General features: G+C 64.7%; 33 protein-coding genes and 1 tRNA gene. 18 read left to right on the forward strand and 16 right to left on the reverse strand.

The genetic code is table 11. From position 1 onward, the window contains the following. Nucleotides 1–531 precede the first annotated feature (531 nt). Nucleotides 532–711 (forward strand): hypothetical protein, encoded by a 180-nt coding sequence (locus ACRQ5Q_RS22985; RefSeq protein ID WP_439392421.1) that lies wholly within the window; start codon nt 532–534, stop codon nt 709–711. Between the two features lie 167 nt (nt 712–878). Here ACRQ5Q_RS22985 and ACRQ5Q_RS22990 read toward each other — a convergent pair whose 3' ends face one another. Continuing rightward, a complete protein-coding gene (locus ACRQ5Q_RS22990) occupies nt 879–1,016 on the reverse strand; it encodes a hypothetical protein (RefSeq protein WP_439392422.1) in 138 nt (45 codons plus the stop codon). 398 nt (nt 1,017–1,414) lie between these two features. After that, nucleotides 1,415–1,711 carry an HU family DNA-binding protein gene (locus ACRQ5Q_RS22995; RefSeq protein ID WP_008558895.1) on the reverse strand — a complete coding sequence of 99 codons (297 nt, stop codon included), beginning with the start codon at nt 1,709–1,711 and terminating at the stop codon, nt 1,415–1,417. Between the two features lie 626 nt (nt 1,712–2,337). Here ACRQ5Q_RS22995 and ACRQ5Q_RS23000 point away from each other — a divergent pair. After that, nucleotides 2,338–2,640, forward strand: coding sequence for a hypothetical protein (locus ACRQ5Q_RS23000; protein WP_439375396.1), 303 nt, complete (start codon nt 2,338–2,340; stop codon nt 2,638–2,640). A 120-nt stretch (nt 2,641–2,760) separates the two neighbouring features. On the opposite strand, the gene ACRQ5Q_RS23005 is transcribed toward ACRQ5Q_RS23000, so the two are convergent. Beyond that, on the reverse strand, nt 2,761–3,096 hold the full coding sequence (locus ACRQ5Q_RS23005; RefSeq protein WP_439375395.1) for a GYD domain-containing protein: 336 nt from the start codon (nt 3,094–3,096) through the stop codon (nt 2,761–2,763). Between the two features lie 313 nt (nt 3,097–3,409). Here ACRQ5Q_RS23005 and ACRQ5Q_RS23010 point away from each other — a divergent pair, with 313 nt between their 5' ends. Further along, the gene (locus ACRQ5Q_RS23010; protein ID WP_439375394.1) at nt 3,410–3,682 is read left to right on the forward strand and encodes a hypothetical protein; all 273 of its coding nucleotides are present in this window, start codon (nt 3,410–3,412) and stop codon (nt 3,680–3,682) included. Between the two features lie 176 nt (nt 3,683–3,858). Next, nucleotides 3,859–4,353: a hypothetical protein gene (locus ACRQ5Q_RS23015; RefSeq protein ID WP_439392423.1), complete on the forward strand. Its 495-nt coding sequence runs from the start codon at nt 3,859–3,861 to the stop codon at nt 4,351–4,353. Between the two features lie 266 nt (nt 4,354–4,619). Here ACRQ5Q_RS23015 and ACRQ5Q_RS23020 read toward each other — a convergent pair whose 3' ends face one another. Both ACRQ5Q_RS23020 and ACRQ5Q_RS23025 read right to left on the reverse strand, forming a co-directional pair. Next, on the reverse strand, nt 4,620–4,883 hold the full coding sequence (locus ACRQ5Q_RS23020; protein WP_439392424.1) for a hypothetical protein: 264 nt from the start codon (nt 4,881–4,883) through the stop codon (nt 4,620–4,622). After that, nucleotides 4,883–5,083 carry a hypothetical protein gene (locus tag ACRQ5Q_RS23025; RefSeq protein ID WP_439392425.1) on the reverse strand — a complete coding sequence of 67 codons (201 nt, stop codon included), beginning with the start codon at nt 5,081–5,083 and terminating at the stop codon, nt 4,883–4,885. Before ACRQ5Q_RS23025 ends, ACRQ5Q_RS23020 begins: the two co-directional genes overlap by 1 nt. Nucleotides 5,084–5,291: 208 nt before the next feature. On the opposite strand from ACRQ5Q_RS23025, the gene ACRQ5Q_RS23030 reads away from it, so the two are divergent. From ACRQ5Q_RS23030 to ACRQ5Q_RS23040, 3 genes are all read left to right on the forward strand, one after another. Beyond that, a complete protein-coding gene (locus tag ACRQ5Q_RS23030) occupies nt 5,292–5,753 on the forward strand; it encodes a cupin domain-containing protein (RefSeq protein WP_439392426.1) in 462 nt (153 codons plus the stop codon). Between the two features lie 257 nt (nt 5,754–6,010). After that, the gene (locus ACRQ5Q_RS23035; protein ID WP_439375388.1) at nt 6,011–6,463 is read left to right on the forward strand and encodes a VOC family protein; all 453 of its coding nucleotides are present in this window, start codon (nt 6,011–6,013) and stop codon (nt 6,461–6,463) included. A gap of 290 nt (nt 6,464–6,753) precedes the next feature. After that, a complete protein-coding gene (locus tag ACRQ5Q_RS23040) occupies nt 6,754–7,392 on the forward strand; it encodes a glutathione S-transferase family protein (RefSeq protein WP_439375387.1) in 639 nt (212 codons plus the stop codon). A 133-nt stretch (nt 7,393–7,525) separates the two neighbouring features. Here ACRQ5Q_RS23040 and ACRQ5Q_RS23045 read toward each other — a convergent pair whose 3' ends face one another. From ACRQ5Q_RS23045 to ACRQ5Q_RS23055, 3 genes are read right to left on the reverse strand one after another with little or no spacing between them, the layout of a single operon-like run. Then, the gene (locus tag ACRQ5Q_RS23045; RefSeq protein WP_212336736.1) at nt 7,526–7,687 is read right to left on the reverse strand and encodes a hypothetical protein; all 162 of its coding nucleotides are present in this window, start codon (nt 7,685–7,687) and stop codon (nt 7,526–7,528) included. Nucleotides 7,688–7,692: 5 nt separating this feature from the next. Further along, nucleotides 7,693–7,938 (reverse strand): hypothetical protein, encoded by a 246-nt coding sequence (locus tag ACRQ5Q_RS23050; protein ID WP_439392427.1) that lies wholly within the window; start codon nt 7,936–7,938, stop codon nt 7,693–7,695. 53 nt (nt 7,939–7,991) lie between these two features. After that, entirely contained in the window at nt 7,992–8,246 is a 255-nt protein-coding gene (locus ACRQ5Q_RS23055) for a PilZ domain-containing protein (protein WP_439375385.1), read from the reverse strand. 227 nt (nt 8,247–8,473) lie between these two features. Between ACRQ5Q_RS23055 and ACRQ5Q_RS23060 the strand changes: the two genes are divergently transcribed. The 7 genes from ACRQ5Q_RS23060 (at nt 8,474) to ACRQ5Q_RS23090 (ending at nt 13,825) form a co-directional block, all read left to right on the forward strand. Further along, nucleotides 8,474–8,548, forward strand: a tRNA-Glu gene (locus tag ACRQ5Q_RS23060). Between the two features lie 344 nt (nt 8,549–8,892). Beyond that, the gene (locus ACRQ5Q_RS23065) at nt 8,893–9,891 is read left to right on the forward strand and encodes an acyl-CoA desaturase (protein WP_439375324.1); all 999 of its coding nucleotides are present in this window, start codon (nt 8,893–8,895) and stop codon (nt 9,889–9,891) included. A 135-nt stretch (nt 9,892–10,026) separates the two neighbouring features. Continuing rightward, on the forward strand, nt 10,027–10,269 hold the full coding sequence (locus ACRQ5Q_RS23070) for a hypothetical protein (protein WP_439375323.1): 243 nt from the start codon (nt 10,027–10,029) through the stop codon (nt 10,267–10,269). Between the two features lie 89 nt (nt 10,270–10,358). Then, complete coding sequence (locus ACRQ5Q_RS23075) at nt 10,359–10,514, forward strand: hypothetical protein (RefSeq protein ID WP_439392428.1); 156 nt, start codon at nt 10,359–10,361, stop codon at nt 10,512–10,514. Nucleotides 10,515–10,818: 304 nt separating this feature from the next. Further along, nucleotides 10,819–11,859 (forward strand): PrsW family glutamic-type intramembrane protease, encoded by a 1,041-nt coding sequence (locus ACRQ5Q_RS23080; RefSeq protein WP_439392429.1) that lies wholly within the window; start codon nt 10,819–10,821, stop codon nt 11,857–11,859. Between the two features lie 68 nt (nt 11,860–11,927). Then, a complete protein-coding gene (locus tag ACRQ5Q_RS23085) occupies nt 11,928–12,506 on the forward strand; it encodes an HdeD family acid-resistance protein (RefSeq protein WP_439392430.1) in 579 nt (192 codons plus the stop codon). Nucleotides 12,507–12,739: 233 nt separating this feature from the next. Then, nucleotides 12,740–13,825: a 3-deoxy-7-phosphoheptulonate synthase gene (locus ACRQ5Q_RS23090; RefSeq protein WP_439392431.1), complete on the forward strand. Its 1,086-nt coding sequence runs from the start codon at nt 12,740–12,742 to the stop codon at nt 13,823–13,825. Between the two features lie 55 nt (nt 13,826–13,880). Here the strand turns inward: ACRQ5Q_RS23090 and ACRQ5Q_RS23095 are convergent, their stop codons facing one another. From ACRQ5Q_RS23095 to epmA, 3 genes are read right to left on the reverse strand one after another with little or no spacing between them, the layout of a single operon-like run. Next, the gene (locus ACRQ5Q_RS23095) at nt 13,881–14,135 is read right to left on the reverse strand and encodes a hypothetical protein (protein ID WP_439392432.1); all 255 of its coding nucleotides are present in this window, start codon (nt 14,133–14,135) and stop codon (nt 13,881–13,883) included. A 43-nt stretch (nt 14,136–14,178) separates the two neighbouring features. After that, entirely contained in the window at nt 14,179–15,273 is a 1,095-nt protein-coding gene (locus ACRQ5Q_RS23100; RefSeq protein WP_439375318.1) for a lysine-2,3-aminomutase-like protein, read from the reverse strand. Next, nucleotides 15,270–16,334 carry an EF-P lysine aminoacylase EpmA gene (epmA, locus tag ACRQ5Q_RS23105; protein ID WP_439392433.1) on the reverse strand — a complete coding sequence of 355 codons (1,065 nt, stop codon included), beginning with the start codon at nt 16,332–16,334 and terminating at the stop codon, nt 15,270–15,272. The genes ACRQ5Q_RS23100 and epmA overlap by 4 nt, the downstream gene beginning before the upstream one ends. Before the next feature lie 162 nt (nt 16,335–16,496). On the opposite strand from epmA, the gene efp reads away from it, so the two are divergent. Continuing rightward, nucleotides 16,497–17,063 carry an elongation factor P gene (gene efp / locus ACRQ5Q_RS23110; protein ID WP_027572324.1) on the forward strand — a complete coding sequence of 189 codons (567 nt, stop codon included), beginning with the start codon at nt 16,497–16,499 and terminating at the stop codon, nt 17,061–17,063. A gap of 25 nt (nt 17,064–17,088) precedes the next feature. After that, nucleotides 17,089–18,711, forward strand: a complete 1,623-nt coding sequence (locus ACRQ5Q_RS23115) for a M23 family peptidase (RefSeq protein WP_439392434.1) — start codon at nt 17,089–17,091, stop codon at nt 18,709–18,711. Nucleotides 18,712–18,881: 170 nt separating this feature from the next. Here the strand turns inward: ACRQ5Q_RS23115 and ACRQ5Q_RS23120 are convergent, their stop codons facing one another. Beyond that, a complete protein-coding gene (locus ACRQ5Q_RS23120; RefSeq protein WP_439392435.1) occupies nt 18,882–19,385 on the reverse strand; it encodes a cupin domain-containing protein in 504 nt (167 codons plus the stop codon). Nucleotides 19,386–19,404: 19 nt separating this feature from the next. Continuing rightward, the gene (locus tag ACRQ5Q_RS23125; RefSeq protein ID WP_439392436.1) at nt 19,405–19,884 is read right to left on the reverse strand and encodes a carboxymuconolactone decarboxylase family protein; all 480 of its coding nucleotides are present in this window, start codon (nt 19,882–19,884) and stop codon (nt 19,405–19,407) included. A gap of 53 nt (nt 19,885–19,937) precedes the next feature. On the opposite strand from ACRQ5Q_RS23125, the gene ACRQ5Q_RS23130 reads away from it, so the two are divergent. Then, on the forward strand, nt 19,938–20,468 hold the full coding sequence (locus ACRQ5Q_RS23130; RefSeq protein WP_439375313.1) for a MarR family winged helix-turn-helix transcriptional regulator: 531 nt from the start codon (nt 19,938–19,940) through the stop codon (nt 20,466–20,468). 6 nt (nt 20,469–20,474) lie between these two features. Here the strand turns inward: ACRQ5Q_RS23130 and ACRQ5Q_RS23135 are convergent, their stop codons facing one another. Together ACRQ5Q_RS23135 and ACRQ5Q_RS23140 are read right to left on the reverse strand one after the other, a co-directional pair. Then, nucleotides 20,475–20,645, reverse strand: a complete 171-nt coding sequence (locus tag ACRQ5Q_RS23135; protein ID WP_439375312.1) for a hypothetical protein — start codon at nt 20,643–20,645, stop codon at nt 20,475–20,477. Nucleotides 20,646–20,723: 78 nt separating this feature from the next. Beyond that, complete coding sequence (locus ACRQ5Q_RS23140) at nt 20,724–20,975, reverse strand: hypothetical protein (protein WP_439375311.1); 252 nt, start codon at nt 20,973–20,975, stop codon at nt 20,724–20,726. A 154-nt stretch (nt 20,976–21,129) separates the two neighbouring features. Between ACRQ5Q_RS23140 and ACRQ5Q_RS23145 the strand changes: the two genes are divergently transcribed. After that, nucleotides 21,130–22,359 carry a lytic murein transglycosylase gene (locus tag ACRQ5Q_RS23145; protein WP_439375310.1) on the forward strand — a complete coding sequence of 410 codons (1,230 nt, stop codon included), beginning with the start codon at nt 21,130–21,132 and terminating at the stop codon, nt 22,357–22,359. A gap of 4 nt (nt 22,360–22,363) precedes the next feature. Here the strand turns inward: ACRQ5Q_RS23145 and ACRQ5Q_RS23150 are convergent, their stop codons facing one another. Then, nucleotides 22,364–23,161: an aldolase gene (locus tag ACRQ5Q_RS23150; RefSeq protein WP_439375309.1), complete on the reverse strand. Its 798-nt coding sequence runs from the start codon at nt 23,159–23,161 to the stop codon at nt 22,364–22,366. Nucleotides 23,162–23,167 lie beyond the last annotated feature (6 nt).

Consider the following 23,167-nt stretch of genomic DNA (forward strand, 5'->3'; position numbering starts at 1 on the left):
GCTTCTTGCCGAAGCGTTCCTTGCTTGTCTTTCCGAGATTACCTACGCCAGTGCGCGGCGATCGCAACGCGATTGGACTTTTAACCTAACCGAATAGGGTCATCGGCTTGCGCGCAAGCTTTCGTTAGGAATTCGCGCAGGCGCTTTGCGCTGCCGGTTCGTTGGCGACCGACGGAAGCAGCGGCCGCGCCCTGCACAGCTCCATCCAAACCTTGGTGAAGATCGACGGCGGGCACTGTCCGGCTTTGTTCCGGCTTCGACTCCACTTCGTTCTCGAAGAACGAATCGGAATCGAAGAAATCGGCGCGAAGCAACTCTTACCGAGAGGTGTGGATCGCGCGCGCCAAGTCCGATCGCGGCGACCCAACCGCGTTCGCCGCGCCACATGCAGCGCCGATGGGCGGCCTCGGCTTTCGCATCGGGATTCGGCAGCCGCGACTTGTTCTGCATCCGACTCCATTTCGTTCTGGAAGAACGAATCGGAGGCGAGAAAATCAGCGCGCAGCGTTTCCTAACGATCGATGAAGTCGCGTGGCGCCGCTGTATCGGCGCCCGATGATTTCGGCGGCACGAATGTCGAGACGACCGGACGACCGCGAACACGATGACGATCTCGCGGCAGGGTCGCATCGAAAGCTGTTGGCCAAGCTCGCCGTCATCGGCTTTGCGCATCGCGGGCATGTCATGTTGCGCGAACGCTGTGCAGAATGATGGTTCCTCATCGAGCGGCGGCGAGCAGACCGACGCGCAGCGCCACGTCCCATGATCGGCCCCGATCAATAACTCGAGTCGCGTCCGCTCCTCGGCGATATGAGATCAGGCGCGTGCCCCCCGGTGCGGGACCGCACCGGTTGCCGTCGACGTCGGCCGAACCTGGGTCAAGCCGCTCGCTTGGCTTTGCTCTTCTGGGAGAAGCATTCGAGGATCTGGATGCGGAGCTCTTCCGCGGCAGGGCCTTCTACCTTCCGGAGCTCGTTCCACAGCCGGATCACTTCGCGTTGTTTTTCGACGGTCATGGGTCACCTCCACGGCGACTCATAAGAACAAAATGAGAACAAAAAGTCCAGCCCCTCCGCAGGATTTCGCGCAAATCCTCTTGAACCTTCCGCGCGCTGCGCAGACTCATGAAGGCTGGGGATTTCAGCGCCCAGTCACATAGCAGCGCCGCGTGACGAGCATATTCCGTCGCCGCGGCGCTGTTGTATTTTGGAATTTCAACCTTAAGTTCGTGGCATGACTGACGGCCAGGCGCTGAAATCCCAGGACCGTCAGTTTGGAAAACCCCGCGCATCGCGCGGGGTTTTTCTTGGTCTAAGTTTTGGCCGGCCGGCGCTTCAAATCAAGAAGCAAAAGCCCCGTTTCGAGTACATCGGAACGGGGCTCTGGGCACGCAACGCTGTGCGCGAGCGCCGGATCAGACGGCGTCCTTGGCCACCTTCAGCGGCGAGGCCTTGACCGACTTGCTCGCCGGCTTGGCGGCAAACTGCATCGGCTCCTTGGTGAAGGGATTGATGCCCATCCGCGCCTCGGTCGCCGGCTTGTTCACGACGGACATCTTCACGAAACCGGGAATAACGAACTCGCCGGACTCGTTGAGCTCCTTGTAGCCCACCGTCGCCATGTACTCGATGACCGACTTCACGTCGTTCTTCGAGAGCTGCGTGCCCTCGGCAATCGCATCGATCAACTGAGTCTTGGTCATCTTCGCCATGTCTGGGATCCTTCTGAATTGGGTGCGCGTGAGCGTCGAGGTCACTCTGCCGGGCACATGACAAAACCGCGCAGCGCGCTTCGTGGTCATGCCGGCGGTCAGGAAGTCACCGGGCTTAGAACCCATCGAGCCCGAAAACGCAAGCCGCAGTTTCACGTGAATCCCGTCACTTTTTGCTCGCGCGTCCAGCCCAATCCGCAAGCCGATTCGCCGTCCTCGGCAGCTTCAGAGAAAACGGCGTGCTGCCGATGCGCTGGCGCGCGGCGACCTAGACCGCGCATCGGCCGACCGTGATCGTGGCCATCACGAATGACTTCCCGGTGGCGGCCTGAGCAAGCGCCCCGTCCTTCGAGACGACCGCTTCCGCGGTCTCCTCACGCTAAGCAGCATCCGCCCCGCTGAAACTGCTGCCGCGCACTCCGCCCTCATCCTGAGGGCCCGCCATCGGCGGCGTCTCGAAGGATGGGCTGCGGCGAGCTATGCGTCCGTCTCTACGTGCGGTAGCCCTGCTCAATCAGGGCGTCACCTCACCGTGAAACTTGTGGTGAGATGCGCGTTGTTCAGACTTCGGTAACCCAACGCATCCAAGCTTCCATCAGGTATCGTTGCGTTGGAGTATCCCCACAGTGCTGGATTTTCATGAGCTGCGTGAACTCGCCGCCGATGTTCGCGTTTTTGTCGATGTCGCCGAGGACAAGGCCGAGGCGCTGAGAGCCGTGATCGCGGCGTATGACGTGGTGCTGGCGATCTTCCCGTCCGCGGAAGGCATGGGCCTGCACGTCATCAAGGGCAAGGAGATCCTGGACAAGATCGCGACATCGCGGACCCATGCGATCTACAGCCACACGGCCATCGCGGTTCCCGATCTCGAGCATGCGAAGGCGCTCAAATACCTGACGAGCCCCGTCGCGCAGCGGATGGCCGCGTAGCTGCGGCCCCGCTGCCTTCCGAGCAGCGAGCGCCTTGAAGCAGACGTGAACATGAGTTCGCGAGACCGCCGCTCGAGCGACGGTCGGCGGCCTCGCATGTTTCAGGAGTGGTTCGTAAGATCAACTGCCGGGAGGGCTATAGGACGAGCGCAGCTTCGCTGCGTTCTGCCTCACCTGCTTGATCTCGTCCTGCGTGAACAGGCGCGTCAGCTTCACGTTCTGCAGGGTGCCCGCCGTGACGGTGAGGCCGGAGATGGCTGGCGCTGCGCTGGGATCAGGCACGTCGAAGATGACGAGAACGCCGGGGCCGTCGGTCGCGACGCTGTACATCGAGACCAGCTTTCCGCCGGCCGCCTCGATCAGCTTCCTCGCCGCTTCCTGGCGATTGGTCGTTGGATTTTCCAGAATGGCATTGAGAGCGCGCGGCGTGTATTGCCCTGTGAGACAGAAATGCATGGTGCTTGCTCCGTTCTGAAATGAAGACACGCATCGTGACGTGATGATCGTCGCGACGTTGGGCTCAGAAATGGATGGAGTACATTGCCCGCCGTGGGCATAAACGCCGCCAGGTACTGACGAGGTTTCGGCACACCTCGTTGGCGGCTCGCGGGGAACATACATCAGCGAGGGGACGCGTCAAAGGCGGTTTCGAGAACTGACCCAAAATGGTGGCCCGCATACCTCCGAAGAATCTCTTGCGCTTGACGGTCCCGTTAGGAACGCCGCCTCCGTATTCCCGTTGGCCAACACAACCAACCAGGAGTTCGAGATGAAGAAGATCCTCATTGCCGCCGCGGCCGTCGGCCTGATGTGCGGCTCCGCCCTCGCCCAGACCCAGACCGGCCCCGCCCCGCAGTCCGACAACATGCAGAGGCCCGGCATGACCAAGACGCACAAGGGCTCGACCACCACGGGCACGACAGGCATGAGCCGCGAGCGCACGGGCGGCACCGGAATGGTGCGGCCCGACGCGTCCGGCCAGGGCGGCTCCGGCCCCGGCAGCGACCAGGGCGGCACCAAGACACGCAGCAACACGAGGTAAGCCGGTTTCCTGTACGGCTTGCTTTGCGGCCGCGTCGCTCCCCACAAGGCGGCGCGGCCATTGTCAATTGAAGATCGCTGCGGCGTAACAATCCATCACGCGTCCGCAGCATGATCAGGCCCGACTGGCAGGAGGCTCCGGCTGTTGTATGGTCGGACGTTTCTCGTGAGGGGCTGATGAAGATTGCCATTGTTGTCGCCGGCTTGATCGTTGTTGCCATTGCCGCTCTCGTCGCGATCCAGCCGGACTTTCTGAAGCCCGCCTCCCTCGCCAATTTGAAAAAATCCGACATCCTCGGCTTCTCGCCCGGGATGACGATCGAGGAAACCAGCAAGGTCATCACGCAGCGCCGCTACCGCTGCCGCCAGCTTCGCGACACCTATACCCTCGAATGCGCAGTCGATGGCGCCAAGGTCAGGATCGACAGCGACGCAGTTGACGCCCGGCATCCGATCTGGCGCGTCCATGCGGCGCTGAGCAATCCGGGGCCGCAAGAGGCCGCCGTCAAATCGATCTCCGACCAGTTCAACGCCCAGCCGACCAGGGACGCCCGCGAGGGATGGATATGGATCGTCGGCCACGGCTTGAAGCTGAGCTACGACGGCGCCGCCTTGACGCTCGTGGACGAGGCCGAGGAGGCCCGGCGCAGCAAGGACGGAGCAAGGCGCTAAAGCGCGGGATCATTCACTCCGGCATGTCCCTGGTCGCGAAGCGGCACCCGAACGCCACCCGGCCCAGCGCGAACGACGCACCGAGCAGGAATTGGAGAGTCCAATCCGTCCCCTCGCTCACATACCTGACGTCGTGCCGGTGCGCGTATCGCTGGGCATGGCGGCATCAGGCGCCTGAGGAGAACTCGTCATGAGCACGAGCCACGCGACCGTGCCGCAAATCACTGCAACCCTCGCCATCGCTCCCAACCGTGCGAGCCAGCGCTTCATGCTTCCCTCAGCACCTTCAGGACGCTGAGAACGACGAAAGCACCGAGACCATAGATGAGTGCACTCACGACCCAGGAAATGGGGATGCCGACGAAGGTCGGTCCTCCGACCGCGCCCCAGAAGAAATACGCGACGGTGATGCCCGGCCACTCCAGCGAAAGATAAGCGAAGTCAGTCAGCGGCTCGATGGCGAGGAGCAGCGCCGAGACAAGCGCCCCGATGACCAGTGCGATGATCAGGTTCGTCTTCACGGTGGGCATCAGAGACCCAGCAGCCCGGCGATAACAGGAATCAGGAAATAGGCGGCGATCCCGAGCAGACCGCCCACGACAACGCGTGCAGCGCGGCCGTGAATCTTCGCGTCCAACCACGCACAAACGGCCACAACAGCCTGTCTCAGCCAGCTGCCGACGAGGCTTCGAACGAGATCGAACAGGAGTTCTGCAACGAATGCGGCCATGGCGGTTAGTCGCCCCCGTCTCCGGCGGGGTTCAAGTGCCGGCGGTTTGACCACGCGGCTGAAAAGCTTCGAGTACCGCAGAGCAGGAATTTGGCCGGACGGCATCCAAAGGCGAAGTTTGCCGCGTGCATTGCCATCGCAAGCTGGGCTAGCATCCCCCAGCAAACACAGGCGCGGATTCAACCGGCGCCGATCAAGGGAGGTCATCATGACGACAAGCCGCGCCTGGCGCACGCTGCCGCTCGCCTTCGCCGGAACGCTCAGCATCGCCTCCGCAGCCGAGCTCAATCCCGCCGCCGTCACCTACAAACTGCCGGACCAGATTCCCTGGGGCCCGGTCGATGCGCGCGGCGCACAGACGGCGGTGGTGGTCGGCGATCCCACCAAGCCCGGCTTCTACATGGTCTACAACAAATGGACCAAGGGCAACCATTTCAGCCGCCCGCACTTCCACCCCAACGACCGCTACATCGTCGTGCTGCAAGGCACCTGGTGGGTCGGCTCGGGTGCGAAATTCGATCCCGACAACGGCACCGTCCCGATGCCCGCAGGCAGCTTCGTCACCCACACGGGCAAGCAGGTGCACTGGGACGGCGCCAAGGACGAGGACGCCGTGCTGCTGATCATGGGCGAAGGCCCAGCGACGGCGACGTCTGCGGAGGAGAAGTAGCGGGATAAGTCCTGTTTCTTCTTCCGTCCGTTCAAGGGACATTAATCGTCGAGTGGGACTTAAGACACGGGGCGATTGAGAGAGCGAATTCTGGACGGGTGCCTGCGCCATCCAAAAAGCCTTCAGTACAAGCCCCGAACGAGTGAGGCGCAATTGACACGCAACACCCTGCCCCATGTTGCAATTTGCTGCTATTTTGCGCTTCCTAACGCCCCGGTGATTACAAAATCCCGAAATGTTCACGAGGAGACAAGAAAATGCGTTATCTCCACACCATGCTGCGCGTGCGCAATCTCGATGTCGCGCTGAAGTTTTACCAGGACGCGCTGGGGTTGAAGGAGGTGCGGCGGATCGAGAACGACAAGGGGCGGTTCACGCTGGTGTTCCTGTGCGCGGCGGACGATCTCGAGGCGCTGAAGAAGCAGCCGCAGACGCGCGGCGCGCCGCTGGTCGAGCTCACCTACAATTGGGACGAGGAGAAGTACGGCGAGGACCGCTTCTTCGGCCATCTCGCCTATGAGGTCGACGACATCTATGCCACGTGCGAGAAGCTGCAGAAGGCCGGCGTCACCATCAACCGTCCGCCGCGCGACGGCAACATGGCCTTCGTCCGCTCGCCGGACCTGCACTCGATCGAGCTGTTGCAGAAGGGCGAGCCGAAGCCGCCGCAGGAGCCGTGGGTTTCGATGCCGAATACCGGCCATTGGTAGGCCCACAGGGCAGGAACAAGCCCGCGCCCTTCGCGTTCACCCCAGGACAATGTGATTGGAGGAGAACGCGATGGGACGCGGAATCTTGTTGTGGCTGCTGGGCGTGCCGATCCCGGTGATCATCCTGCTGTGGCTGTTCTTCGGCCACTGATTACAGGCTTACTTTGCGATGAAGAGCTCCGCCCCGGGCGGAGCTTTTTGCATGAGGGGCTCGCCGCAATCGCAGAGGCTGGCGCGGCGAAATTCCGCTATCACCCGCGCGAGACAGGATGCGCCGCGGGAGAAGCTTCATGCCTGACGCCAAGCTGACGATCTGGGGCCGCGCCAACTCGGTCAACGTGCAGAAGGTGCTGTGGTGCCTCACCGAGCTCGGCCTCGCTTACGAGCGCATCGATGCCGGCATGCAATACGGCAAGACCCGCGAGGCCGACTATCTCGCGATGAACCCCAATGCGCGGATCCCGACGCTGGTCGAGGGCGACTTCGTGCTGTGGGAGTCGAACTCCATCATGCGCTATCTCTGCCTCGCGCATGGACGCGGCACCCCGATCTATCCGGAGGCGCCGAAGCTTCGCTCCAGCGTCGACCGCTGGCTGGACTGGACGCTGTCGGCGGTGCAGCCGGTCGACCGCCCGGTGTTCTGGGGCATCGTGCGCACCGCGCCCGCCGAGCGCGACATGATCCAGGTGCAGCGCGATGCCGATGCCGCCGCCGAGGTCTGGGCGATCGCCGACAAGCTGCTCGCCTCGCGCCGCTTCATCGAGGGCGAGCAGTTCACGCTCGCCGACATCGCGATCGGCTCCTATGCGCGGCGCTGGCTCGGCGTCGAGGGCATCAGCCGGCCGGCGCAGCCGAACCTGACGCGCTGGCTCGCCGAGCTCGGCAAGCGAAGCGGATTTGCACAATTCGTCGCACCGCCGATGTCGTGAGCCGGCGGCGCGGCTCAACCGTCGACGCGCGCACGGGAAATCGCCGTTTGGCCGCAACCTTTCGCCGTGGCTGCGCGACTTGACGGCTACTGTGCATGGGGTTGTTTTCGAACTTTTTGTTTGCCCACGTCGCCTAGCGCCGCTCGACCAGCACCACGCAGATGATCAGCAGCAGCGTCACCGCTGCTGTGGCGAGCTTTGCCGTCCAGCTGAGGCCGCGGCCGACCCACCACAGCAGCGCGCAATACATCAGCACGGGGACGACGATATCGAGCCGCAACAGATCCGGCGGCATGCGGCTCAGCGCCTGACGCCGGCGTCGAGGCTGATCGCGCCGCCGATCTTCACGCAGGTGCCGGTCGCCTCGACCAGATGAAAGCCGGCGCCATACGATGCGCAGGCATTCGCCTTCGCCGCGGCGGATGCGCCCTTCAGCGGCAACGCCTTGCCCGCCCGCGGCGGCTCGGATGGCGGAAGGCGCAGCCCCTCGGCCTTGGCGGCGGAGGTCATGAGCAACGTGATGAAGATGAGGAGCAGCGCACGCATGCCGACCTTCTAGCCCGGACGGCCGCCGCGCGCCATCCGGCCGGCGCGTGAGCTCAGATGAACCTGACGCCGGCCGACTTGCCGCGGCGCCAGATCACCTGGCAGCTCCGCCCGGTGCGCGCATCGCGCGCAAACGCCAGCCGGATCACGCCCGGCAGCTGGCTCGCGTCCTCGTCCATCGTGATCTTGGCGCCGGTGTCGGAGATGTCCTGGACCAGGCAATGCCGTGCCGCGAACCCGCCGTCGAGCGTGATCCAGGCATGCCGGGACAGCAGCTTGCGGTCTGCGCGCTTCTTGGGCTGTGGCATCGGCGAAAACTCTCCCCCTCCGACGCTAGCTCAGGGAACCCTAAGAAATCCTTGTAATCGCCTCCCAATGATCCCGGCGGCGACGCTATCCACCGGTTCCAAAAGACGTTCCCGAACGGCTTGCCCGGAGCCGCAAAGGCCACTATACGTTCGCCCGCCGCAAGCCGCCGGGCCCGACTCGGATCGGTCGGCGGCCGTGCCGCCACAAGCGGCAGGGCCCTGCGTTTGCTCCCTTCGTCTATCGGTTAGGACGCCACCCTTTCACGGTGGAGAGAGCGGTTCGATTCCGCTAGGGAGCGCCACGCGCGAGACGGCGATATTTACCGCCCCTCACCATGAACCTCCCCGCCCCTGATCGCGCTCGGCCTGGCGTGGCGCTGGTCGAATAGTTGCCGTCCGCTGCTTCCGACTGCGCTTGGTAATGACGAGGTTGTGAGAACATCTCTGCGGCCCCGCGCGTTTACTGGTCGCGCGACGACCTCGTCCGCCTGATCGTTCGCTCGTCCCTGGCGCAGTCGGCCTGACACCGGCCGGGTCGATCTTAACTCTTTCTTAACTAAATGCTGGAGGCGGCCCCCCCTGCGCGCTAGGGTGTTTCCCAGTACGTCCGCAATCAGTGCGGGCCTCAAGTATTGGAACGCCCGGAATGTCCATCGCCGAGTCCGCCCCGGCTGAAATCGCGAAATCCACCGTTACTGCCGCCAAGCCACAGCTTCCACCCGGCGTCGTCATCGAAGGCCCGCTGGTCCGGGCCAAGCTGCGCGAGAGCTATCTTCTGCTCGGCATCCTCTATGTTGGCGCCGTCGCGGGCATCATCTGGGCCGTCACGCAGGGCGTCGGCAAGGTGGAACTGTTTACGTTCGCCTGGATGTTCGCGCTTACGACGTTCGGCATCGGCGCCGGCATGCATCGCCTGTTCGTCCACCGCAGCTTCCGCACCGGCCCGATCATGCGCGTCTTCTTCTGCGCGATTGCGCAGATGGCGGTGCAGGGCTCGATTGCCAAATGGGTCGCCAACCACCGCCGTCACCATCTCTATGCCGATGATGTCGGCGATCCCCACAGCTCGCAATTCGACGGCTTCGGCAATCGCTATGCCAGCGCGCTGAAGGGCTTCCTGCATGCCCAGGGCAGCTGGGTGTTCGACCAGGCAACCACCGACAACGAGTACTACGCCAAGGACATCCTCGCCGATCCCATCGCGATGTTCTTCGTGCGCACCCGCTGGGTCTGGTACGGGATGTCGGCTGTCTTCATCCCCGGCATTGTCGGCTACACCTTCGGCGGCGTGCACAGCATGATCGGCTGCGTGCTGTTCTCCGGCCTGCTGCGCGCCTATCTGCTGATCCTCACCAGCCAGCTCACCGGCTCGGTCTGCCACGCCTACGGCTATCGCCGCTTCGAGGTCGACGACGCCTCGACCAACGAGTTCGTGACCACGATCCTCACCTTCGGCGAGGGTCTGCACAACAACCATCACCGCTTTCCGCGGGACGCCTACATCTCGCACGCCTGGTGGGAGATCGATCTCAACGGCCTGATCATCCTGGGCCTGGAAAAGATCGGCCTCGTCCACGACGTCTTCCACGCCTCGCACCGGCAGCTGGAGCAGGCCGAAGCACAGGCGGCCTCGACGGCGCGCTGACCGGCAGGCGGCGGCCGCGTTGCGGCCGTCTCGCCTCCGCATCGCCGCCCTATCGCGGCCCCATTGCGGGATCAGCTTTTGACGGTCCGTGCCGCATGCCGGACGTCTTTTGCGGACTTGCGATCGGGGGACCGGATGCCAGTCAACAAGATCACTTGGGACAGGGTCGGCCGGGTTACCGAGCCCGGCCGCTACATGTACACGTTCGGCTGGCTCACCATCACCGCCGACGATCTCGACATCTGGAAGCAATATCCCAACGCCGCCTTCACGCTGCTCGCGCACCCTGCCGAGCGGGACGTGTTTGTCGGCGAGGAATTCCATCTCGGCGCCTTCGACATCGCCCCCGAAGCGCCACCGCCGTTCACCACGCACTGAAGGCAGGGACCAGCGCTGAGCGAAAGGCCGCCTGCACGCAGCGCAGCTCACGCGGGAACGCTTGGCATGCGCGTTGCTTAATCTGGGCAATGATGCACATCCCAGCCGTCGACCAGGCCTTCCTGCTGCTGCTCATCGTGTTCTGCCTCGGCACGTGCCTCGTGCGCGCCTTCTGGGAGCTGGAGCAGGTAAGGGCCCGCCGGATCGCATCACCGCCGCGCGGCCGCAAGACGGAGCGTGACTAGGCGGGCCGTGCGCTCGCCGGGCGGGCCATCGGTCTTGGGACAATAATATCCATCGTGAATCGAAAAAACCTGCGCACTCCCTTGATCTGACTTGCCAATTCGCACCGGGCCGCAAGGCGCCGCTATATGCTATTGATGACGAAGCGGCTTTGTCATGCAATTGATTGCGCTCGTATTCTGGAGATGGCGGTCCTTATGAAGGTTGGCTGTCCCGCTCGTTAAGCGAGGCGACAGCCAGCACATGACACATGGTCGCATCGGTAGAAGTAGCTAAGCGGACCAAGGGAACCTATTTTCGGCGCCGATGTACCTGATTGAAGCGTTACCCACCGTCATCGGAACTGCCGCCATCGCCCCGGCGCTGCTGATGCTCTGGCTCGTCATTGCCGCCGAGGAACGTCCGGGGCCGCCGGCCCAGGTCTGGACCGCGTTCCTGTTAGGTGCGGCCAGCATTTCGCTGCTGGGCCTTGCCCGAGCCCCCTTCGCCAAGATGGTTGCGGCCCCCGACAACCCCTGGGCCGCGCTGGCCATGCATTCGGTGTTCGGGGTCGCGCTGCCGGAAGAAGCCGTGAAGGTAATTGCCATCGTGCTGGTCTCCTCGACCAAGCGGCGCACCTTCGCCAATCCGATGGACACCGTGGTCTACGGCGCCGCGGTCGGCCTCGGCTTCGCCGCCTACGAGAACCTCGCTTATCTCGTCCAGCATGCCGAGATGTGGCGGTCGCTGGCCGCACTTCGCAGCGTGCTGACGGTGCCTTTCCACGGCGCGCTCGGCATCATCGCCGGCGCTTACCTGACGACCGCGCGGGCCGGCACGGCGCTCGGCGCGAACCGCCACCATCGCGACTGGGCCCGCCTGTCCAGCCGCCTCTTGATCTTCGCCGGCCCGCTTGCGCTGCATTCGGCCTTCGACTTCCCGCTGCTGACGCTTCAGCGCATGCCCGATCTCGATCCGACGATCCGGATGTGGCTGGGCGGCGCGAGCCTCCTGATCGGCTTCAGCTCGATCGCGTTCGCCATCCGCCTGGTCCGGCGCGTCGCGCGCCACCACGCGCCCCGCACCGACGTCGCGCGGGAGCGGCTCAGCCAATTGCGGCGGATGTGGGCGCTGTTGCTCGCCGGTGGCGGCGTCGGCTTTCTCGGCCTCGCTTTCGTGCTGACCTCGATCCATCACTGGCTCATCAACCCCGAGCGTAATCTCACGCTGGCGCTGATCCCGATCGGCTTCGTCTCGATCCTGCTCGGTCTCGCACTTCTGACCGTCACGATCGCGATCTACATTCTCGGCCGTAACCGCGTTCGTACCAGTGGTGAAGGTTTTTCGTCTGCGCACGGGGGCGGCTGACGCACGGGTTGGCGAGCGCGCTGCGCACCGGTAGATTGGACGCATCGGCGGCCAATTTGGGGAGCACCATGACATCGCCCGAGGATTTTTCACGGCTGCAATCCGCGATGAGCCAGGCGGTGAAAGCGCATTGGAGGGCTTTCCTGTTCGAAGGCATCCTGCTCGCCGTGCTCGGCATTGCCGCGCTGATCGTGCCGCCGCTCGCCAGCCTTGCGACCGCGATCTTCCTCGGCTGGGTATTTTTGATCAGCGGCATCGGCGGCTTGATCGTGACTTATTGGGCGCGCCGCACGCCGGGTTTCTGGTGGTCGCTGATCTCGGCCGCAGTCGCCTGCTTCGCCGGCCTGCTGCTGCTGGCCCGGCCGATGCAGGCCGTGCTGACGCTGACCATCGTGCTCGGCGCCTATTTCCTCGCCGAGGGCGTCGCCACCATCATGTACGCGCTCGAGCACCGCCGCGAGCTCAGCGGCCGCTGGTCGTGGCTCCTGATCTCGGGGCTCGTCGACATCGCGATCGCCTTCATGGTGATCACGGGTCTGCCGAGCTCGGCGGAATGGGCGATCGGCGTCCTCGTCGGTATCAACCTGCTGTTCGGCGGCGCCACCCTGATCGGCGTGTCGCTGGCGGCGCGCAACAGCAACACCTGAGACGCTCAGTCGCGCCCGGTGCCGTTTTGGGGGGTGACAAGGTGCCGACGGCACGCTATATCGCCTGCCATGATCACCGTCGCCACCAGCTATTTTTGGTACTTTAGCTACGACAGCTTGCTGGCGGCAGGAGGATCGCGCTCAATCTGAATATTGAAGCAAACGTCCGAACAGCCGCCAGACCTGGCGGCTTTTTTATTGGCCGGCAGGTTCTAAACCGACAGGAGCCCGCCGTGCTGAGCACGACCGACGATCTTCGTATCCGCGAACTGAAAGAGCTGAGCACGCCCGATGAGGTGATGCGGGAAGTCCCGCGCACGCTCACGGCGACCCGTGTGGTCATGGCGGCGCGCAACGCCATCCATGCCATCCTCACCGGCCAGGACGACCGCCTGCTGGTCGTGGTCGGCCCCTGCTCGGTGCACGATCCCAGGGCCGCGCTCGACTACGCCGAGCGCCTTGCAAAGCTGCGCGAGGACCTCGCCGACCAGCTCGAGATCGTGATGCGGGTCTATTTCGAGAAGCCGCGCACCACCGTCGGCTGGAAAGGCCTGATCAACGATCCCGATCTCGACGGCAGCTTCGACATCAACAAGGGCCTGCGGCTGGCGCGCAACGTGCTGGCGGCCGTGAACAATCTCGGCCTGCCGGCCGGCACCGAATTCCTGGACATGACAACGCCGCAATACATCGCCGACCTCGTGTCCTGGGCCGCCATCGGCGCGCGCACGACCGAGAGCCAGATCCACCGCGAGCTGGCCTCCGGCCTGTCCTGCCCGGTCGGCTTCAAGAACGGCACCGACGGCAACGTGCGGATCGCGGCAGACGCCGTGAAGTCGGCCGCGCATCCGCACCATTTCATGGCGGTGACCAAGCTCGGCCGCTCGGCGATCGCCTCGACCGCCGGCAACGAGGACTGCCACATCATCCTGCGCGGCGGCAGCAAGCCGAACTTTGACGCGGCAAGCGTCGCGGCGGCCTGCAACGAGCTGGCGAAATCCGGCGTCGCGCCGCTCGTCATGGTGGATGCGAGCCATGCCAATTCGAGCAAGAAGCCGGAGAACCAGCCGCTGGTGACGGCGGACATCGCCGCCCAGATCTCGGGCGGCGAGAACCGCCTCATGGGCGTGATGATCGAGAGCAATCTCGTCGCCGGCCGCCAGGACGTGGTGCTGGGCAAGCCGCTCACCTACGGCCAGAGCATCACGGATGGCTGTATCGATTGGGCGACCACGGCAACCGTGCTCGAGCAGCTCGCCGACGCGGTCGAAATCCGCCGCAATACCCAGCGCGCAGGGTTGCACGAGCGGTCGGCCTGAGGCGAAGGCAATGCGGGCGGGGCGATGCTGTTCGCGCCCCTGCCCCCTGTCGTGATCAGCAGCCGCGGCAGATGCTCTTGATCTTCTTGTCGAGCAGGGCGTCTTCCTTGTTCACGGGATTGTTCGGATCGCTCAGGTTCTTCTCGTTCGGCACATCGCTGGCGCGCGGCTGGCGATGACCGACGGGCGCCGGCAACACCGATCCGGAGGATGCGCCGCTTGATGTCGATCCCTTGGAGCCGCCGGTTTGTGCAACCGCCGTGCCGCCGAGCAAGACCACGAGCGATGCTGCCACGATGATCTTCTTCATGTCGTTATCCTCCGTTCTCAACGGGCGCTCCCACCATCACCGCTCAGGTCTCGGGCGGATAGAGATGAACCTCGCCGCAATAATCCACGATACGATAGCGTGTTTCGGCGTCCGCATCACGTGCATCGGGTGCGGTATTTTGTGCCGCCAACACATAATTCGGCCCGACCGGCGACTTGCCGGCGCCGCCGGGAATATCGATGACATAGTCAGGCTGACACAGTCCTGACACCCGCCCGCGTAGTTGCCGCATCAATTCCTGCCCCTCGGCCAGCGTCGTTCGCAGATGCGCTGTGCCCGGCGCCAGATCGCCGTGATGCAGGTAGTAGGGCTTGATCCGGCATTCGACGAAAGCGCGCATCAAATTCGACAAAGCAGCCACATTGTCGTTGACGCCGCGCAAAAGCACGGACTGGCTGACCATGGCAATGCCGGCATCGACGAGCCGCGCGCAAGCGGCACGGGCGCCTTCCGTCAGCTCGCGCGCATGATTGGCATGCAGCGCAACCCAGGTGGCCGCACCCGAAACCTTCAGCGCGGCGACCATCTCGTCGCTGACGCGCGCGGGATCGGCGACCGGCACGCGGGTGTGAAGGCGGATGATCTTGACGTGATCGATTGCCGCGAGATCGGCCATGATCTCGCTCATGCGACGCGGCGACAGCATCAAGGGATCGCCGCCGGTCAGGATCACCTCCCAGATTTCCCCATGCGAACGGATGTAGTCGATCGCGGCGCGATAGGCGCCGTCCGACAGCGCATTCTCCTTGCCGGGCCCGACCATCTCGCGGCGGAAACAGAAGCGGCAATAGACCGCACAGACGTGCACCAGCTTGAACAGCACGCGATCGGGATAGCGATGCACGATTCCAGGAACCGGCGAGTGCGGATGGTCGCCGATCGGATCGGCGTTCTCGCCCGGCTGCATCTCCAGCTCCGCGGCGGTCGGAACGAATTGCCGCGCGATGGGATCATCGGGAGCGGAGGTGTCGATCAGATCGACCAGCGCCGGCGTGATCGCAACCGCATAGCGCGCGGCGACGCGCTCGAGCGCGGGCAGCGCCGCGGCGGGCGCGAGGCCCTCGGCCACGAGTTCGGCCGGCTCGCGCAAGGTGCGTGCAAGATTGGTCTTCGTCATGTTTCGCTTAACGTTTCTTCTGCAGGCGGAGTCCACACCACCTGATCAATCCGTGTTGCGCCGCTCGCCAGCATTACCAGCCGGTCGAAGCCGAGTGCGACGCCGCTCGCTTCCGGCATTGCGGCGACCGCGGCGAGAAAATCCTCGTCCAGGGGATAGGCCTCGCCGTAGCGGCGCTGCTTCTCGTTCATCGAGTCCGTGAAGCGGCGGCGCTGCTCCTCGGCGTCGGTCAGTTCACCAAAACCGTTGGCGAGTTCGACGCCGCAGGCATAGACCTCGAACCGCTCGGCGACCCTGGGATCGTCCGCCTTCACCCGCGCCAGCGCCGCCTCTGGAGATGGGTATTCGAACAGGACGGTCAAACGCCCCTGCCCGAGATTCGGCTCGACATGCTCGACCAGGACCTTGCTGAAGATGTCCGACCAGGTGTCGTCCCCGGCGACGCGGACCTTGCCAGCGGCCATTTGGGCGAGCGCGGCACGGTTACCCTCGCCGCCCGAGATTGTCGACAGCAGATCGATCCCGGCGAACCGCTCGAAGGCGCCGGCGACCGTCAAAAGCTCCGGCTCGGCGAAGGGATCGGCGGTCCGGCCGCGGAATGAGAACGTCCCGATGCCGGTCGCCTGCGCCGCCCGGGCGATGACGGCGACGGTATCGTCCATGATGGTGTCATAGGGTTGACCGGCCCGGTACCATTCCAGCATGGTGAATTCGGGCAGATGCAGGTCGCCGCGCTCGCGGTCGCGAAACACCCGGGCGAACTCGAAGATTCGGGGCTCCCCGGCCGCGAGGAGCTTCTTGCAGGCGAATTCGGGCGAGGTCCGCAAGTATCGGCTGGCCCGGCTGCCGTCGGGCCGCATGATCTCGGTCCGGGGGGCGTGCAGATGGGTCTCATTGCCCGGAGAGACCTGCAGGACCGAGGTTTCGACCTCGATAAACCCCTGTTCGGCGAAAAAGCCCCGTAGTGCCCGGGTTACGAGGCCCCTGGCCTGGAGGAACGGCCGCCGGTCGAGATGCCGCGAGGGCGACCAGAAAGGCGAGATCGGCCTGTCCCCAGCCATTAACCGACCGCTCCGCAGGGCAGCAAAAAGCTGGCATCCAGCGGCAAAACCAGTATGTTGCGGCCCGAAACGGGCGCCGAGGTCCGATTTGAGGCCCCAAGTCCCCCATCAATTTGACCACGTCCTGGCCGCAGCCGGGCCAAGCAAGCAGGAAATACAGCTTTGAGAGTCATCGCCAGTTCTATTCGCAAGGGCAACGTGATCGAGCAAGACGGCAAGCTTTATGTCGTCGTGAGCGCCGAGAACATCCATCCCGGCAAGGGCACCCCGGTCAGCCAGATCGAAATGCGCCGAATCTCGGACGGGGTAAAGATCTCCGAGCGCTACAAGACCACCGACCAAGTCGAAAAGGCCACGATCGAAGAGCGCAACTACACCTACCTCTACGAAGATGGCGACGGCTACCACTTCATGAACCCGGAGACCTACGACCAGGTCCAGGTGTCCAAGGACGTCGTCGGCGACGCAGCCGCCTATCTTCAGGAGAGCATGACCGTCAAGCTGTCCATGCACGACACCAATCCCGTGTCGATCGCCCTGCCGCAGCGCGTCACGCTGGAAGTGGTGGAGACCGAGCCCGTGACCAAGGGCCAGACCGCCTCCTCGTCCTACAAGCCCGCGGTGCTATCCAACGGCGTGCGCACCACCGTGCCGCCGCACATCACGGTCGGCACCCGCGTGGTGGTGATGACCGAAGACGGCTCCTACGCCGAGCGCGCGAAGGACTAAGCGAAGGACCGGGAATCGGGAACGGGTGCCGCCGGGGGGCGAGACAGTGGTTGGGAAAGCTTTCCGCTTCGTCTCGCTACTCCTGGCGGCGCTGGTGCTCCTCGTTGCCGCTCCGCTGGCCGCGGACGAGTTCCGCAGCCCCTCACTCACGGCCCTGCGCGTCGATTGGCGCGCAGCGCTCGACCAGCTTCGCGCCGAGATCAACAGCCATCCCCAGATCGCCGGCGACTTCATCTTCGTACCCCGCCGCTCGGTGCCGCGCTACGATCCGCGCGCAACGCCGGCCCTGGTGCAGCTCAACGGTGTCTCCTCGCAATTCTTCACCGGCATTGCCCGCAGTGCCGTGCCCGTGCTGCTGCCGTTCGACGCTGGCGCCTATCTCGAGGCCCGGCGCAGTGGCGCGCCGTCAACCCTGTCGCCGTCGCGTTACCAGGCCGACTTCAATCCCGTCGACATGTTCGATGCCGGCCCCGCCGGTTACAGCGCGACCTTTACACTCGAGCCCGGCGCCGGCGACGGCATGCCCTCGCGTGTGTTCGCAAGACCGGTCGAGGTGCAGATCACCGGTTCGGCGCTGCTCTATGACATCGCCCATCCCTCCGGCGGCAAGGGCGAGCCGGTCAAGCCGCTCGCAGCGACGTATCCGGACCTGCGCCGGCTCATCCGCGAAGGTTATGTCCGCTACGCCTTCACGCGCTTCGGCGCCGCCTATGTGGTCTCGATCCAGTGTCTCGACAGCGTCGCAAAACCGCGCCGGCTGGCCTGCAAGGAGGCTTATCCGGTTGCCGAGCGCTTCCTCAAAGCGCTGCGCATCGCCGGCGGCCAGCGCATGCGGCCGCTGACCGACATTGCCTCCAACGGGCTCGATCGTCCCGCGACGCGCTCATCTGATTTCAGCTATCGTCCGAGCGGCGACATCATTCCCAACACCGGCTATCGCAACAAGAGCGGTCATCCTGATGCGATGGCCTATGCGCAGATCCGCTTTCCGCTGGAGAAGGCGCCCGCTTTCGTGCGCTCGCAGTCCTACGCCAAGCGCGACAGGAACGACGGTCTGACCGCCTATCCCTGGCGCGACAATTTCTGCGAGTCCCGCAGCTTCGAAGTCTGGCAATGCGCCGGCGGTTACGGCCATCAGGGCGAGGACATCCGTGCCGCCGAGTGCCCACCGCCCGGCGAAGGCCGCGAACCCTGCGATCGCAAGCAGCGCGCCGTCGTCGCAGTGCGCGACGCCGTCGTCATCCGTTCCTCCAAGGACCAGGCTGCGACGCTTCAGGTGAACAGCCGGACCGAGCACATCCGCTTCCGCTACATGCACATGAATCCGCAGGCGATGAACGCCGATGGCATGCTCAACGGCCGCATCGTCGCCGAGGGCGAGAAGATCGGCGTGGTCTCGAACTATCTCGACCATCCCGCCGGCACGTCGATGCATCTGCATTTCGACGTCCAGGTGTTCACCCGCGACGGCTGGATTTGGGTCAACCCTTACATCACGCTGGTATCCGCCTATGAGCGCCTGATCCGCGCCCGCGGCCGAGAGGTCGGCCCGGAGATCGCCGTCACGGCCCAGCCGGTGGCCCATGCGCTGCCCGAGGACGTCATCAAGCCGGACCTGCGCGAGGGATCGAGCAGCGAGGAGAATTGAGGCAGTTCGCGCCTCATTGCGCAGCTCTCCGCCTCGTGCGAGCGCAGACTAGCCGGATTGACGTCAGGCCCCCGAAGCATCGCGCGCTTGACGTGCCTGGATGGGCGAGGCGAGATCCGGGACCTTCATGACGACCGCCCGGATGTCGCTTGGCTCACCCCGGGCTACGGTCACTCCAGATAGGTCGTCAGCTGCGCGCCCTCGTCCGCGACGAAGACCGCGATCAATTCCGCCGGCTCCGTCGCGCTCGCGTTGGCCGATACGAGATGCGTCGATCCCGGCGGCTCGAAGAAGGATTGGCCGACGCCGAACGTCTCGACCGGGCCGCCGCCGAGCTGAGAGCGGATCTCGCCCTTGGTGATGTACGCGGTCACCGAGCCGGCGTGGCGATGCGGCCGCGAGGACCCGCCCGGACCATAGAAGACCCGCACGATGGTGACGCGCTTGCCGGGCACGTTCGGCAGTGCGTAGGAGCCGATCGGCTCGACCTTGTCGAGCGGCGAACTCTCGGCCGCTGTGGCACAGGGTGGCGCCAGCACGCCGGAGACGGTATCCATCGTCACCGGCAGCGCCTTGCCGATCGCAGACGCGCAGGCGAGCCCTGCGACGACGGCGAGCACCGCCGAACCAGACGGCGTCGGACGTTGCACGGCAGAAAAGCTCAGGGCTGTCATCGTGGTCTCCCCTTGTCCATCAGGATGCAGCGACGGCCGCTGCGGCCGGCCGCTTCGCCGGGGTCCAGCGGAACGCCGCGCCAAAACGGTTCCAGACATTGATCGATGCTACCGCCGAGGTCAGATACGTCAGCTCCGTCTCGGAGAATTCGCGAGACGCTTCCGCATAGACCTCCTCGCTGACGCCATCGGGCAGGCAGGTCAGCGCTTCGGTCCAGGTCAGGGCCGCCCGCTCGCGTGCGGAAAATATCGGCGCTTCCCGCCAGACCGCGACCAGATGGAGCTTGTCGACGGGCACCCCGATGCGCTCCGACAACAGAACGTGATGCTGAACGCAGAAGGCGCAGCCATTGATCTGCGAGGCGCGCAGCTTGACCAGCTCGAGCAGCTGCTTGTCGAGGCCCGCCTTCGCCGCCACCTGGCCGAGCGCCAGCACCAGGTCATATGCGTCCGGCGCGATCCGCTTGAAATCCTCATATTCGCTACGCGCGTGTGACATTGCCGTGCACCTCGTGTTATGTAAGAGCACTGATAGTGTATAAGAGCTCTTATATGTTACGCAAGACGTCCGGCATCGCAAGATCGAAAGCCTCGCGGAAGACGCCGGCACCCGCCGATGACGGCGTGGCGCGCGTGCCCGCTCCCGGCGAAGGCAAGCGCGGGGAAGAAGGTTATCTCGGCTATCTCTTGCGTCAGGCCCATGCCGCGGTTCGCCTGAGGATGGAACGCACGCTCGCCGATCTCGGCGTGACGTCGCCGCAATTCGCGGTGTTGACGATGCTGAATGCCTATCCCGGACTATCCGGGGCCGATGTCGCCCGCCTCACCTTCCTGACGCCGCAGACCGTCGGCGTCATCGTCCGCAATCTCGAGCGTGACGGCGCGATCGTGATGACGCCGCATCCGGTCCATGGCCGCATCCAGCAATGGACGCTGACGCCGCGGGGGGCGACGCTGCTGAAGGCCTGCAGGGAACGGGTCATCGCGCTGGAGAAGCGTCTCGCCCGGACTCTGGATGCCAAGGCGGAAACTACGGTCCGGCGCTGGCTTGCCGGCATCGCGGCCGATTTGCAGGAAGACTAGGCGGGCCTAGTCGCCGCCGCCTCCCTCGCCGCCATCGAAATCCGGGAGGTCGCCGGCAGCGCCATCGCCCTGAATGCCGCGGCCAAAGTTCTCGGCGACGATCATCAGGATCACGACGAACAGGCCGGCGCCGAAGGGCCATGGATTGGCACGGATGATGTCGAACAACTCGCTCATGCGCGCATCTTGCTGGACAAGAGCGAACCAAGCGTAAAACGGCCATCGGAAAATTGGGGGGCCGGCGAACGGGTGCCTCTATTCGCCCTTCAATACTTTCTTGACCTCGCCATCGGGCCAGCTCTCGCCGGCAGCGATCACCCGCACGCGGGTTTGGTCCGTGCCATTCACCAGCACATGCGAACTCACCCGGTCGCCGCTCGGCTGCAGGTGCAGATCGGTCTCGGGCTTCCAGCTCAGCGTCGTCGCGAGGTCGCCGGGGAAGATCTGCCATTGCGATCCGTCGTCGAGTTCGACGACGTGGCTTTCCGCATGCGCGCGTATCTTCATCCCACCTCTAATACTTCGATGAACAGACCCTGTTCGGAGAGAATGCGGCAGTGCGACAGTTTGTTCCGGTGAACGCCCGCCCCGGCCGGGCGCCTTCGTCTTCGTGTTCCCAGGAACCGTCCCACAGGCACCCGTTTCCCGCTAGAATGGGCCCATGAAACACGCTGATTCCTCACCCCGTCACAGCCGCCGTGCCCTGCTCCAGTCGACGCTTGGCGCTGCCGGCTTGCTGGCGCTTCCGACACGCGTCCTCGCCGCGCCAGCCGGCTTCGACGAATGGCGCGAGTCGTTCCGCGCACGCGCGATGGCGAAGGGCATTTCGGCTGCGACGTGGCAGCGCGCGATGGCGCGGGTCGAGCCCGACATGAGCGTGTTCAAGCAGATGCGCAACCAGCCCGAATTCCACGAGCAGCTCTGGCAATACATCAACCGCCGCGTCTCCGACTGGCGCATTATCAACGGCAAGATCGCGCTGAAGAACAACGAGGCGCTGCTCGCGAGGATCGAGCGCGATTTCGGCGTCGAGCGCGGCACGTTGCTGGCGCTGTGGGGCGTCGAGTCCGCCTATGGCGATCCCCTGGTGCAGCAGAACCACATGACGCCGGTGTTTCCTTCCCTCGCGGCACTCGCCTGGAACGAGCCGCGCCGCAAGGCCTATTGGGAAACCGAGCTGATCAACGCGCTGCGCATCGTCGACAAGGGCTGGAGCACGCCGGAGGAGATGAAGGGATCCTGGGCCGGCGCGATGGGGCACTCGCAATGGATGCCGGAGGTCTGGCTCAATGTCGGCATTGACTATGACGGAGACGGCAAAGTCTCGCCGTTCGGCAAGCCCGACGATGCGCTGGGCTCGACCGCAAAATACCTCGTCAACCGCGGCAAGTGGCATCGCGGCGAGCATTGGGGCTACGAGGTCCGCGCTTCCGGCGACATGAGCGGCAGCCGGACCTATGCGGCCTGGCAAGCCGCCGGCGTCACCCGCGCCGACGGCCAGCCGTTTCCGCAGCCCAATGCATCGGCGCAGATGTGGACGCCGGTTGCGGGCGGACCGACATTCCTGCTGGGGCCGAACTTCTACTCGGTAAAGAGCTACAATCCCTCGATGAACTATGCGCTCGCGATCTGCCATCTCGGCGACCGCTGTCTCGGCGCGCCGCCCTTCATTCAGCCCTTCCCCGGCTCCGAGCGCGCGCTGACGCTGGCGGAGGTGCAGGAGATGCAGACACGCCTGACCAAGGCCGGTTTCGACACCGGCGGCACCGATGGCCGCGTCGGCAACGACACCATGAAGGCGGTCAAGGATTTCCAGCAGCGCGCCGGCATCACGCCGGCCGACGGCTATGGCGGGCTGAAGGTGCTGGCCAAGCTGCGGCAAGGGTCGTAGGGTTTCAGTGCCTGTATTGCGGCTCTTCAGCGTCGAGCTGGCGCCGGATCGCGGCGAGATGCAGCCGCGCGGATTCGGAATCGCCCTCGCGCATCTGCCTGTAGGTTTCCGCCGCAATGGCGGGATCGACCGGCAGCACCTTGCGGCCCGTCGACATCGCAAGCACCTGCACTTCCGCCGCGCGTTCGAGGTAGTAGAGATCGTCCCAGGCCTCTGCGATGGTCGGGGCCAGCACCATCACGCCGTGATGCTTCATGAAGACGATATCGGCATCGCCGACGGCGGAGGCGATGCGCGCGCCTTCGCGGTTGTCGAGCGCGAGGCCGTTGTAATCGCGGTCCACCGCCGTGCGGCCATAGAATTTCAGCGCGGTCTGGCCGGCCCAGATCAGCGGATCGCCCTCGGTCATCGACAACGCCGTCGCATAGGGCATGTGGGTGTGGAAGGCGACCTTGGCTCGCGGCAGCAGCCTGTGCATCTCGGCGTGGATGTAGAACGCGGTCGCCTCGGGCACGCCCTCGCCGTCGAGCACATTGCCGTGGAAATCGCAGATCAGGAGCTTTGACGCGGTCAGCTCACGGAAGGCGTAGCCGTAGGGATTGACCAGGAAGAGATCGTCATGTCCGGGCACAACGGCGGAGAAATGGTTGCAGATGCCTTCTTCAAAACCGTTGCGCGCGGCCATGCGGAAGCAGGCGGCGAGATCCTCGCGCGCGGTACGAATCGCATCAGTGGCGAGGTCCGGCCGGTTCGAGCGGAACGGCGCTGGCAAGGAAGAAGACGAATGCAGACTGTGCGCCATGAAGGA

Source organism: Bradyrhizobium sp. PMVTL-01 (assembly GCF_051861855.1).
Classification (GTDB): domain Bacteria; phylum Pseudomonadota; class Alphaproteobacteria; order Rhizobiales; family Xanthobacteraceae; genus Bradyrhizobium.